Origin of the sequence: Streptomyces sp. XY431, from assembly GCF_001279805.1 — a bacterium.
GTDB lineage: Bacteria > Actinomycetota > Actinomycetes > Streptomycetales > Streptomycetaceae > Kitasatospora > Kitasatospora purpeofusca.
The window spans coordinates 44,993-58,065 of record NZ_LGDO01000070.1 but is presented as its reverse complement, the minus strand read 5'-3'; the positions used below and the strand labels follow the sequence as shown (position 1 = coordinate 58,065).

The 13,073-nt window shown below is 73.1% G+C and carries 4 protein-coding genes; 1 reads left to right on the top strand and 3 read right to left on the bottom strand.

Going from position 1 to position 13,073, the window contains the following annotated elements:
* Positions 1-249: 249 nt before the first annotated feature.
* Positions 250-2,586 carry a M4 family metallopeptidase gene (locus tag ADK60_RS10455; RefSeq protein WP_053645088.1) on the bottom strand — a complete coding sequence of 779 codons (2,337 nt, stop codon included), beginning with the start codon at positions 2,584-2,586 and terminating at the stop codon, positions 250-252.
* Between the two features lie 571 nt (positions 2,587-3,157).
* Entirely contained in the window at positions 3,158-8,662 is a 5,505-nt protein-coding gene (pulA, locus tag ADK60_RS10450) for a pullulanase-type alpha-1,6-glucosidase (protein ID WP_502687413.1), read from the bottom strand.
* Between the two features lie 330 nt (positions 8,663-8,992).
* On the opposite strand from pulA, the gene ADK60_RS10445 reads away from it, so the two are divergent.
* A complete protein-coding gene (locus ADK60_RS10445; RefSeq protein ID WP_052709125.1) occupies positions 8,993-9,901 on the top strand; it encodes a phosphatase PAP2 family protein in 909 nt (302 codons plus the stop codon).
* Positions 9,902-9,974: 73 nt separating this feature from the next.
* On the opposite strand, the gene ADK60_RS10440 is transcribed toward ADK60_RS10445, so the two are convergent.
* Positions 9,975-12,998 (bottom strand): bifunctional [glutamine synthetase] adenylyltransferase/[glutamine synthetase]-adenylyl-L-tyrosine phosphorylase, encoded by a 3,024-nt coding sequence (locus ADK60_RS10440; RefSeq protein WP_053645084.1) that lies wholly within the window; start codon positions 12,996-12,998, stop codon positions 9,975-9,977.
* Positions 12,999-13,073 lie beyond the last annotated feature (75 nt).

The window sequence follows — 13,073 nt, the reverse complement described above, 5'->3', positions numbered from 1 at the left end:
AGCTGCGAAGAGGGCAGGTGCCGGAAGTGTGGCGAGAACGGATTACCGGTCGCGGACAGACACGTTTCGCCCGTGTTTCGTGTTGCCCGCCGGTTGCCCCGGGGTGACCGCACGGTTTCCGGAACCTCACGGCCCCGGACCTCGAAGCGCCGGTCCGCACGCACCCGCCCACGACACAGGGCCCGGCGGTCGCACCCGCCGGGCCCTGCCCTGTCTTACCTGGTTTCCGCCGGGTTCACCGGCGCCGGGTCAGCTCGTGGCGATCGAGGTGTCGTCGATCACGAAGCTGGTCTGCAGCGAGGAGTCCTCGGTGCCGTTGAACTTCAGGGTGACCGTCTGGCCCGCGTAGGCCGACAGGTCGAAGGTCCGCAGCTGGTAGCCCGCGGCCGCGTCCACGTTGGAGTAGGTCTTCAGCGTGGTGCCGTTGACCTGGACCGTCAGCTTGTCGTACTGGGTGGTGCCGGACTCGCCGGTGTCGATGTGCAGGTAGAAGCTCAGGGTCGCCTTGCAGCCGGCCGGGATGGAGACCGTCTGGGACAGCGTGTCGGTGTGGGCGGACCCGTAGCCGTTCAGCCAGGACTTCCAGGTGCCGCCGTGCGCGGCCTGCGAGGACGAGTTGTCGATGACGCCGCTGGAGGCGGTCCACGGCGCGGCCGTACCCGTCTCGAAGCCCGCGTTGCCGAGCAGCTGCGCCGGGGTGCAGGTGGTGCTGCCGTCGGTGACCGCCCAGGTGAAGCTGGCCGAGCCGGTCTTGCCGGCCGAGTCCTTCGCCGTCACGGTGACGTTGGAGTTGCCGATGGTGGTCGGGGTGCCGGTGACCGCGCCGGTGGAGGCGTTGATCGCCAGGCCGGCCGGCAGGCCGGTGGCCGTGTAGGTGAGCGGGGCGGTGCCGCCGGTGGCCTTGATGGCCAGGTTGACGGCGGTGCCGACCTTGGTGCTCTGGTTGCCCGGGCTGGTGACGGTGACGCCACCCGGGTTCGGCGGCACGGTGCCGACGTTGACGCCGGCCCAGGCGGTGCCGACCGCGATCAGCTCGGGGCTGCCCGCGCCGTAGAGCGCCGTGGCGGCGTTCTCGGTCGCGGTGCGCGCCTGCGCGTAGTTGGTGGTGGAGGTCATGAACGAGGTCAGCGCCTTGTACCAGATCTGCAGCGCCTTGTCCCGGCCGATGCCGGTGACGGTGACGTTGTTGGCGGTCGGGCTGTTGTAGCTGACGCCGTTGATCACCTTGGCGCCGCTGCCCTCGGCCAGCAGGTAGAAGAAGTGGTTGGCGACACCGGACGAGTAGTGCACGTCCAGGTTGCCGACGCCCGAGTACCAGGAGTCGGCCGAGCGGCCGTCCTTGGAGGGCTTGTCCATGTAGCGCAGCGGCGTGCCGTTGCCGTTGATGTCGATGAGCTCGCCGACCAGGTAGTCCGGGTTGTCCTTCGGCAGGTTGGCGTAGAACTCGACCGCGTTGCCGAAGATGTCAGAGGTGGCCTCGTTGAGGCCGCCGGACTCGCCGGAGTAGTTGAGGTTGGCGGTGGCGGAGGTGACGCCGTGGCTCATCTCGTGGCCGGCCACGTCCAGCTCGGTCAGCGGGTGGGTGTCGCCGTCACCGTCGCCGTAGGTCATGCAGAAGCAGTCGTCGTCCCAGAAGGCGTTGACGTAGCCGGTGTCGTAGTGGACCCGGCTGAACGCGCCGGCACCGTCGTTGCGGATGCCGCTGCGGCCGAAGGTGTTCTTGTAGAAGTCCCAGGTGGCGGCGGCGCCGTACTGGGCGTCGACGGCGGCCGACTCGCGGTTGCTGGCCTGGCCGTTGCCCCAGGTGTCGGTGGCCCGGCTGAACAGGGTGCCGTTGCCGGTGGTCCGGTTGCCCATGTCGGTGGTGTACTGCCCGCCGCGGGTGGCGTCCTTGAGCTGGAAGCTGGAGCCGCTCTGGGTGGTGGTCAGCGGGACGCTGCCGACGAAGACGCCGGTGCCGGTGCCGGTCTTGATGGCCTCGGTCTTGCCCAGCACGGCGCCGGTGGTGGCGTCGGTGACGACCCGCAGGCGGCTCGGGGTGCCGTCCGACTCCTTGCCGGAGACGACGGTCTGCCAGGCGAGCTTCGGGGTGCCGTCGCCGGCCCAGACGACCAGGGTCGGGGCCTTGTCGAGCGCGGAGCCGGCCTCGGCGGCCAGCGCGGCCTCCTGGGCCTTCGGCGCGGCGAGCTTCGGCGTGGTCTCGATGCCGGTCAGCACGGCCTCGCTGGCCTTGGTCACGCCCGTGGTGGCGCCGGTGGCGTCCTGGTGGACGATCAGGTCGCCGCCGAGCACCGGCAGGCCGGCGTAGGTGCGCTCGTAGCGCAGGTGGCGGGCACCGTTGGTGTCCTGGACGACGTCCTTGGTGACCAGCTTCTCGTTCGCGGTCAGGCCCAGGACCTGGGCGAGGCCGGCGGTCTGCTGGTTCGCCGAGGCGATCAGCTCGGCGCGGCTCGCCTGCTGCGCGGCAACGGCGGCCGGCGCGTCAGGGGTGACCGCCTGCGCGAGGGCCGGAAAACCGGTTACCAGCAGCGCGGTGGTGGCGGCCATGACAACCGCTGCCTTCCGGGCGTGGGCGTAACGGGACATGCGGACTCCTTTTCCGACCGCCGCGGGGTTCGCGGACGGTGGACAGAACCTGGTCGCAGGGTTGCGACTCAGTGGGGGCCCCCGCCGCCGGTGCGCGGCGCGGGTGCGGTTGCGGAGCAAGGTGGTCAAGCGTTTCGGCAGGGGGGATCGCGCTGTTCCTGACCTCGGACAGCTGCACCGGGGGGTGGGGCCCCCTCGTCTGCAGCCGGAGGAATCGTGGCAGCAAACGAGCCGTTAATGACAGATGCATGCCACGGATTGGCCGATTAGCTACCGGCCCGTACATCTGCCGGATGCTCAGGAGTGTTACGCCCGTGCGAACATCCGACGATCGTTTTCATATCTGCCAAAAGGTTTGGTCACCCCCCGCAGGCACTGACCAGCGCTCAGGGCGCGGGCCCGGCCCGCAGGACCCGCTCCGGGCCCCGACGGGGGCGGCACCTCCCCTTTCCGGCCGTGCCAGGGGCGGTTTCCGGCCAACTCCATACATTGAATGGAACCGAAAACCCTGTGGATCAGTCCCGGGCCCCGCTCCGTGGTGACGGAACGGGGCCCGGTCGACGACACTCCGTCAGCCCTGCACGAACACCGCCACCGTGCGGCCCGGCACGGTGAAGGTCCCGGTCGCCGCGGCGAAGCCGGACCGCTTCACCACCGGGTCGGCGCCGCCGGCCTGGACCGGGTGGAGCGCCTGGGCCGTCCCGGCGAGCGCGCCGACGGTCTGGCTCCGCTCGGTCGGCGTCGCGTTGAACACCACCGTGATCCCCTTCTCCGCACCCGGCAGCCCGGTGCCGTCCAGGTGCAGGGTGAGCACCCCCGGGACCTCGCCGGGCGTGCCCGACAGCGGATAGCCGAGCCGCTGCTGCACGGCCGCCAGGGTCGGCAGCGCGAACAGCGGCGAGGAGCGCTTGATCCGCAGGAAGTCCTGGTACTGCGCGCCCGCCGCCGCGATGTCGGCGGGGCCCACGGTCAGCCGCGGATCCGCCAGCAGGGCCTTGGCGGTGGGCCACAGCTCCTTGTTGTCCGCGGCCGGCGGCAGCCCCCGGCCCCAGCCGTTGCCGTCCCGCGGGTCCCAGTGGATCGCGTTGAACCAGTCGCCGGAGTCGTAGGAGTTGGCGTCCAGCGACTTGGAACGCAGCAGGTCGCTGCCCGCCTGGACGAAGCCGGGGCCCTGCGACAGCGTAGGCAGCGCGAGTGCCAGCGCCTGCATCCGGGCCCGGTCGGCGGGCGCGGTGCCGGCCGGCAGCTTGTACGCCAGCGCGTCGAACAGATCGGCGTTGTCGTGCGCGTCCACGTAGGCGAGGGCCTCACCGGGCCGGGCCGCGTAGCCGGTCGGGGCGCCGTTGTAGTCGACGTCCTTGCCGGTGACAGTCCGTCCGGAGCTGTCGGTGAAGGAGTAGCCGGCCAGGTTGCCGGTCAGCCCCACCTTGAGCCGGTCCGTCTGCTGGAGCAGCCGGGCCTTCTGCTGCTCCGGGGTGCCGTTGGCGGCCGAGCCGTTCGGGTCGGTGAACAGGCCCGAGGCGAAGCCCTGCTGGGGCGCCGAGGAGAGCTGGAAGTTGCCGCCGCGCGCGGAGTCCCGGAACCGGTCGTCGAAGGTGGCGATGCCGGTGCCGGCCATGTTCCGCTGGGTGGCCTGCTCGAACCGGGCGTCGTCCGCCACCACGCCGAAGTTCCAGCCCTCGCCGTAGAGCAGGACGTTCTTCCCGTCCACGCCGTCCGAGTCCGGCGTCATCCGGCGCAGCGCGGCCTGCACGTCCAGCATGGTGGACTTCGGGTCCAGGCCCATGAGGTCGAAGCGGAAGCCGTCCACCTTGTACTCGCGCGCCCAGGTGGTGACGGAGTCGACCACCAGGCGGTTCATCATGGCGTGCTCGGGCGCGGTGTCGGCGCAGCAACTGTCGGTGGTCACCTTTCCGTTGGCGTCCAGCCGCTGGTAGTAGCCGGGGACGACCCGGTCCAGCACCGAGTGCTCGGCCTGGCCGCTCGCGGCGGTGTGGTTGTAGACGACGTCGAGCACCACCCGCAGGCCGGCCGCGTGGATCGCCTGCACCATCCGCCGGAACTGCACGGTGCGCGCGGTCCCTTCGGGGTCGGTGGCGTAGGAGCCCTCCGGCACGTTGTAGTGGAGCGGGTCGTAGCCCCAGTTGTAGGCGTCCTGGGCGGCGACGGCCGCCACGCACTCCTGCTGCTTGTCGCTGTCGGCGGCCAGGGCGGCGAGGTCGCAGGCGGGCAGCCGCTGCTCGGCCCGGTTCTCCCTGACGGTGGCGATGTCGAAGGTCGGCAGCAGGTGGATCGTGGTGACCCCGGCCGCGGCCAGCTCGCGCAGGTGCTTCGCACCGGCCGCCTCGGACTCGGTGAAGGCCAGGTAGGTGCCGCGCTCGGCGGCCGGGACGGTGCCGTCGGCGACGGAGAAGTCGCGGACGTGCAGCTCCTGGATCTGCTCCCGCCCGAGCGGGACGGCCGGCGGGACGGCGTGGTCCTCCCAGCCCGGCGGCTTGAGCGCCTTCGCGGAGAGGTCGGCGACCAGGCTGCGCCGGGAGTCGGTGGAGAGGGCGACGGAGTACGGGTCGGTGACGGTGTTGACCACCAGCTGCTGGACCGTCGGCGCCCAGACCTTCACCTGGTACAGGTAGTACTTGCCGTCGAGTTCGGCCCGGTCCCGGACCACCTCCCAGACGCCGGTCTCCTCGTCGCGCTTCAGCGGCAGGGTCCTCGGGGTGCCGCCGGTGGCGGTGTCGAAGACCTGGACGGAGACCTCCTGCGCGGTCGGCGCCCAGAGCGAGAGCGCGACCTTGCCGTTGTAGTACGCGGGTCCGAAGTCGACCCGGCCGGTGCGGCGGGCGTACAGGTCGTCGAGCACCCCGGGGATCTGCACGCCGGTGGCGGCCAGCACGGCGCCGCTCGGCAGGTGCTCGGTGAACAGCAGCTGGCCGCGCAGGGCTTCGGGCACCCGGGCGGCGTCGCGCGTGTCCACGGTGAAGGCGCGGTAGCCGGCCAGGTGCGGGAAGGCCGCCTTCTGGGCGCCGGTCAGCCCGCCGGGGGCGGGCTCCAGCCGGATCCACCGGCCGGGCGCGGTCAGCGTGCCCCGGTCGGCCCGGATGCCGCCGGCCGGGTCGTACACCAGCTGGGCGCTGGTGCCGGCGGCGAGGGCGGCGTCCCCGGCGCCGTACCCGGGCGGAACGACGACGGTGCGCGCGTCGATCCACTGGGCCCTGGCGGAGGTCGGGTCCAGCTGGGAGGAGGCGCCGGCGGTCTGCGGCAGCAGGTAGCCCTCGCGGCCGCCGAGGATCCAGACCTCGCGACCGGTGCCGGCCAGGTCGAGCGACTGGTCGGCGGGCAGGTCCTTGTCGTTGCCCTTGTGCAGGATGTAGCTGAGGCTGGTCGCGCCGGGGGCGAGCGGCACCTCGAAGACGGCGCCGAAGGCGTCCCGGCGGACCGGCAGCAGCGGGTTGCCCCAGTCGGTGGGGCTGGCGGCGCCGGTCCAGTCGTGCAGGCCCCAGCCGTCGTAGTTCCCGTCGGCCCGGTTGTAGTGGATCACCGCGGTGGCGGGCGGCTGGGTGTTCACCGGGCCCGGGTTCGCGGTCAGGACGGTGGGGTCGCCCTCCTTGAGCCAGACCTCGCCGGTGGCGCCGAGGTCGAGGTGGCGATCGGCGTCGACGTCCTTGACCCCGTCCTTCTCCACGATGAAGCCGAGGTCGGAGGCGCCGGGCTTCAGCTTCACGTAGGCGAAGGCGCCGTAGGCGTCCCGGCCGGTGAATCCGTGGCCGGCCGGCCACGGGGTGGCCTCGCCGTCGGCGAGGTCGCCCCAGGCGTAGAGGTTCCAGCCGTCGTAGTCGCCGTTCTTGCGCTGGTAGTGGACGACGGCGTACGGGCGGGCCGCGGCACTGGGGACCGGCTTCGGGGCCGGGGTGCCGGTGGTGAAGCCGCCGGTGGCGGAGCTCAGCCGGCCGGCGGCGTCCTGGACGACGGCCTTGTAACGGACGGGCGTGCCGGGGGCGACGCCGGCGAGGTCCTGGGTGACGGCGTAGCGGCCGGTGTCCGAGGTGCCGAGCACCTGCCAGGGCCGGTCGCCGACCTGGGCGGCGAAGGAGACCCGGCCGAAGCCGCCGCCGGGCACGTCCGCGCCGACGGTGACGGTGCCGGTGGAGCCGTCGGCGGGCGCGCGCAGGGTGACGGCGGGCGCGGCGGCGGCCGGGGCGAGCTTCCCGGCGGCCTTGAGGACGACCGAGGAGAGCGCCGGCACGGTGACGGTGACCCTGCGGTCGGCGCCGCTGGTGGTCCGCTCGCCCGCGGCCGGGTAGATCCGGTCGAAGCCCTGGCCGGCCGAGAAGGTGTCCAGGGTGACGGTCTTCGGCTCGGCGGCGTTGTTGACCGCGACCAGGTACTCGACCTGCTGTCCGGCGTCGATCCGGGAGAAGGCGTAGACGCCCGGGCCGTCGGCGGCGTACCGCTCGATCTGGGCGCCGTCGGCGAGGGCGGGGTGGTCGCGGCGCAGCTTCGCCAGGCCGGCGATGCCCCGGTACAGCTCGCCGTCCCGCCCGTACCGGTCGGCGGGGCCGGTGGGGCCGCCGAGCACCCGGTCGGTGTTGTAGGAGGCGGTCTGCGAGGCGAAGACGTCCTGGCGGGCGTCCTTGTCGCCGCCGGCGCCGGTGAAGCCCTGCTCGTCGCCGTAGTAGACGACGGGCTGGCCGCGGGTGAGGAACATCAGCTCGTTGCCGAGCCGGTCCTTGCGCAGCAGGGTGGCCTCGTCGGCGCCCGGGTTGTCGGCGAGCAGGAAGGAGCCGAACCGGCCCATGTCGTGGTTGCCGAGGAAGGTCGGCAGCTCGTAGGCGTCGGTGTCGGCGGTGGTGTAGCGGTGGTCCTGGCCGTAGACGTCGGCGAGGCCGCGCGCCGAGCCGCCCTGGGAGGCGTAGGAGCGGGCGGCGTTCTGGAACGGGAAGTCGAGGGTGGCCTGGAGCCGGCCCTTGGTGACGTAGGGCGCGGTGACGGCCGGGTCGCCGGAGTAGACCTCGCCGAACATGAAGAACTTCTTGTTGCCCCGCTTGGCGGCGAACTCCTTGAGCGCGGGTGCCCACTGCTGCCAGAAGGCCATGTTGACGTGCTTGACGGTGTCGATCCGGAAGCCGTCGACGCCGGCCTCCTCGACCCACTGCTGGTACACCTTCTCGAAGCCCTTGACCACCTTGGGGTTCTGGGTGTCGAGGTCGTCGAGGCCGGAGAAGTCGCCCTCGGTGGCGGACTCGCCGGCGAAGGTGGAGTCGCCCCGGTTGTGGTAGAGCGCGGGGTCGTTGAGCCAGGCCGGGGTCTTGGCGGTGGCGTCGGAGGGCTTGCGGAACACCGGGCTGTAGGGGAACGAGTCCTTGGTCAGCTTCGGCCAGGCGGACGCGGCGTCGGCGAGCGCGGTCTCGTCGACGGGGTTGCCGTCGGCGTCCAGCACCGGATAGGCGCCGGTGCTGCGGTAGCCGTACTGCTTCTGCTGGTAGTCGATGACGTCGGCGGTGTGGTTGGTGATGACGTCGAAGAAGACCTTGATGCCCCGGGCGTGGGCCTTGGCTATCAGCTCCTTCAACTGCTCGTTGGTGCCGAAGTGCGGGTCGACCCGGGTGAAGTCGGTGATCCAGTAGCCGTGGTAGCCCGCGCTGGCGGCGTCCCCCGTGCCCTGGACCGGCTTGTTGGTGAAGATCGGCGCCATCCAGATCGCGGTGGTGCCGAGGTCCTGGATGTAGTCGAGCCGCTGGATCAGCCCGGCGAGGTCGCCGCCGTGGTAGAAGCCCTTGTCGGCCGGGTCGAGGCCGTGGTCCAGGCGGGTACCGGTGATGCCGCCGGTGTCGTTGCCCCGGTCGCCGTTGGCGAAGCGGTCCGGCAGGACGAAGTAGAACTGCTCGCGGGTGAGGTCGTGCCGTCCGGCGGTGGCGGCCAGCGCGGCGTCCGAAGGCGGGCCGGGCGGGGCGGCGGCGAGCGCGGCCGGTCCGGCGGTGCCGAGGGTGGCGGCGGTGAGCGCGGCAGCGAGGAGCACCGCCGTCCGGCCGGGTCTGCGAGGGGTGCTCCGCCGGCGGCGGGGCGGGACTTCGGCCACTGAAGGCTCCCTTGCGCGGGTATACGGGGTCATGGGGTGGTCGGGTGGCCGAGACGCTAGCGGCCTGCAATATGTTTCAGCAAGATGCAGAAAGCGTTTCGGTCGGGGAAAATACGCCCCGGTCCCGCGCTGCCACCCCCGATTGCGCCGCCCCGCCTGTCCGGCGTGACAATGGGACGTATGCCCGTCCCACCGGTTGACCCCAGATCCGTCCGCACCCCCTCCCCCGGTGGGAGCCACCCCCCTACCTCTGAAGGGGGACAGCCGGTGAAGAATCCACTTCCGGAGGATGAGCAGACGGCTACGGGACGTCTGGCAGACTTCTCGTCCATGGGGGAACCGACCGAGATCCAGCAGAACGGCGGCCGCATGCCCGACGGAGCCACCCTTGCGGCCCGCACCCGAACCGCGGCCCTGCGTGACCGCGTCCGCGAGCAGCGCAGGTCGCCCGCGCGGCCGAGACTCTGGTTCGAGCTGGCACTGATCGGCATCAGCTACTGGATCTACTCCCTGGTGCGCAACGCCGTCCCCGAGCAGGAGACGATCGCGCAGAAGCACGCCGGCTGGATCTGGGACCTCGAGCAGTCCCTCGGCGTCGCCGTCGAGCGCTCGGTCAACCACGCGGTCGACAGCGTCGGCTGGCTGATCACCGGGATGAACTACTACTACGCGACGCTGCACTTCGTGGTGACCATCGGCGTCCTGGTCTGGCTCTACCGGTGGCACCCCGGCCGCTACGCCGCGACCCGCACGGTGCTGTTCGTCACCACCGCGATCGCGCTGGTCGGCTTCTACTTCTTCCCGCTGGCCCCGCCCCGGCTGATGACCGACGGCGGCTTCATCGACACCGTGAAGACGCACGGCACCTGGGGCTCGATGGCCTCCGGCCCGGCCACCCATGTCTCCAACCAGTTCGCCGCGATGCCCTCGATGCACATCGGCTGGTCGACGTGGTGCGGTCTGACCATCTTCTTCCTGGCCCGCCGGACCTGGGTCCGGGTGCTCGGCCTGCTCTACCCGGTGGCCACCCTGGTGGTGATCGTCGCCACCGCCAACCACTTCTGGATGGACGCCGTCGGCGGCCTGCTGTGCCTGCTGGTGGGCTTCCTCACCGCCGGCTGGCTCTACCACTCCTGGATCTACCGGCTCCCGCAGGTGCCCGCCCGGGAGCTGCCGGCCGAGCCGGTCACGGTGCCCGAGCAGTGGAGCGAGCCCGCGGTGAGCAGCGCGCGCCGCTGAGGCCGCGAACCAGGACGGGACACGCGGAGAGGGGCCCCGGGCGACCGGGGCCCCTCTCGGCGTATCCCACGTGTCAGCCGTAGAACAGCCGCTCCACCACCGACCGGGCCCGCCGGGTGGTGCGCCGGTAGTCGTCCACCAGCTCACCGCTGTGCCCGGCCCCGTACCCCAGGTAGCGGGCCACCCCGGCCAGCTCCCGGGTGTCCGCCGGGAAGGAGTCGCCCGGCCGGCCGCGCACCAGCATCACCGCCGAACGCACCCGGGAGGCCAGCACCCAGGCCGCGTCCAGCACCTCCGCGTCCTCCGCCCCGACCAGCCCGGCCTCGACCGCCGCCGCCAGCGCCGCCCTGGTCCGGGTGGTGCGCAGCCCCGGCAGCTCGTGCCCGTGCCGCAGCTGGAACAGCTGCACGGTCCACTCGACGTCCGCCAGCCCGCCCCGGCCGATCTTGGTGTGGGTGGTCGGATCGGCGCCGCGCGGCAGCCGCTCCGCCTCGATCCTGGCCTTGATCCGGCGGATCTCCAGCACGTCCCGCTCGGGCACCCCCGCACCGGGGAAGCGCAGCGGGTCGACCAGCTGCCGGAACCGCTCCCCCAGCTCCGGGTCCCCGGCCACCGGCTCGGCCCGCAGCAGCGCCTGGCTCTCCCAGGCGTGCGACCAGCGGCGGTAGTACGCCGTGTACGAGGCGAGCGAGCGCACCAGCGGGCCGTTGCGCCCCTCCGGCCGCAGGTCGGCGTCCACCTCCAGCGGCGGCTCGGTGGACGGCGCGGCCAGCAGGGTGCGCAGCTCGTGGCAGACCGCCTGGGCAGCCCGGGCGGCGTCCTCCTCCAGCGAGCCGAGCACCGGCTCGTGGACGAAGAGCACGTCCGCGTCCGAGCCGTAGCCCAGCTCGTGCCCGCCGAACCGGCCCATCGCGATCACCGCGATCCGGGTCGGCAGCTCGCCGTTGCGGGCCTCCCAGCCGGCCACGCAGGCCCGCAGCGCGCCCTGCAGCGTGGCCGCGTTGAGCGCGGTGAGCGCCTCGCCGGCGGTGTCCAGCGCCTGCGCCGGGTCCTCGCCGAGCCGCCCGAGCACATCGGCGGCGGCGGTGCGGAACAGCTCCCGGCGGCGCACCGAGCGCACCGCCGCCACCGCGCCGGCCACCGAGTCGGCCCGGCGGACGGCGGCCAGCACCTCCTGCTCCAGCGCGGGCCGCCCGCGCGGCACCAGCCCTTGCGGGTCGCCGAGCATGGCGACCGCCTCCGGTGCCCGCAGCAGCAGGTCGGGGGCGAGCCGCCCGGCCGACAGGACCCGCGCCAGCTGCTCGGCGGCGGCGCTCTCGTCGCGCAGCAGCCGCAGGTACCAGGGGGTGCGGCCGAGCGCGTCGGAGACCTGGCGGAAGTTGAGCAGTCCGGCGTCCGGGTCGGCGGAGTCGGCGAACCAGCCGAGCAGCACCGGCAGCAGGGTGCGCTGGATCGCCGCCTTGCGGCTGACCCCGGCGGCGAGCGCGCTCAGGTGCCGCAGCGCGGCGGCCGGGTCGGCGTAGCCCAGCGCCTCCAGCCGGGCCCGGGCCGCGTCCTGGCGCAGGCCCGCCGCGCCCGGCGGCAGCTCGGCGACGGCGTCCAGCAGCGGCCGGTAGAACAGCTTCTCGTGCAGCCGGCGCACCTCGACGGCGTGCCGCTTCCACTCCCGCCGCAGCGCGGCGACCGGGTCGGCCCTGGTGTCGTCGTTGATCAGCGGCGCGAGCGAGCGCGCCAGTCGGCGCTGGTCCTCCTCGTCGGTGGGCATCAGATGGGTGCGGCGCAGCCGGTGCAGCTGGATGCGGTGCTCCAGCGAGCGCAGGAACCGGTAGGCGGCGTCCAGCGAGGCGGCGTCGGCGCGGCCCACGTAGCCGCCGCGGGAGAGCGCGGCCAGCGCCTCCAGGGTGTTGCCGCTGCGCAGCGCCTCGTCGGTGCGGCCGTGCACCAGCTGGAGCAGCTGGACGGAGAACTCGACGTCGCGCAGTCCGCCGGGGCCCAGCTTGAGCTGGCGGTCCAGCTCGGTGGCGGGGATCGAGTCGATCACCCGGCGGCGCATCTGCTGCACATCGGTGACGAAGTTCTCCCGGGCGGCGGCCTGCCAGACCATCGGCGCCAGCTCGGCGATGTACGCCTCCCCGAGCTCGGCGTCGCCGGCCACCGGGCGGGCCTTGAGCAGCGCCTGGAACTCCCAGGTCTTGGCCCAGCGCCGGTAGTAGGCGAGGTGGCTGGCCAGGGTGCGGACCAGCGGGCCGTTGCGGCCCTCGGGGCGCAGATTGGCGTCCACCGGCCAGATGGTGCCCTCGCCGGTGGTGTCGGCGCAGAGCCGGGTGAGCGCGGCGGCCAGCCGGGTGGCGGCCTTGACCGCCCGGTGCTCCTCGACGCCCTCGCGCGGCTCCGCGACGAAGATGACGTCGACGTCGGAGACGTAGTTGAGCTCGCGGCCGCCGCACTTGCCCATGCCGATGACGGCGAGCCGGCAGTCGGCGGCGGCCTCCGGGTCCTGTGCGGCGGCCAGGTCGAGGGCGGTCTGGAGGGTGGCGCCCGCCAGGTCGGCGAGTTCGGCGGCGGTCTGGGCGAGGTCGGTGGTGCCGGTCAGGTCGCGGGCGGCGACCGCCAGCAGGCAGCGGCGGTAGCCGACCCGCAGCGCGTCGGCCGGGCGGCCGGTGGGGTCGGCGGCGACCGCCTCGGCGAGCGCCCGGCGGAAGTCCGCCGGGCCGGGGTGCATGTCGCGCAGCTCGAAGGTGACCAGGACGTGCCAGTCGTGCGGGTGCCTGGCGAGGTGGTCGGCGAGCGCGGTGGACGCGCCGAGCACACCGAGCAGCCGGTCGCGCAGCGGCTTGGAGGTGGTCAGGGTGTCGCGCAGGGTGTGCCGGTCGGTCTCCTCGGCGGCCTCCAGCAGCCGGGACAGGCCGAGCAGGGCGAGGTCGGGGTCGGCGGTGGCGGCGAGCGCGTCGAGCAGCACCGGGTCCGCGGCCAGCCCGTCCAGGGCCGGTTCGGCGAGCAGCCGCAGCGCCTTGCCGGGGTCGGTGAACCCCCGCCGCGCCAGTCTGGTCTCCGGTCGGCTCACCCGGCTGCCGGCCCGCTGTTCCTCCACCGCCATCGCCCCTCCGTCCGTCCGCCCCCGTCCGCCCCAGCAGGCTACGCGTCCCCGGCGCGGCGCGCCCGGGCGTGACCA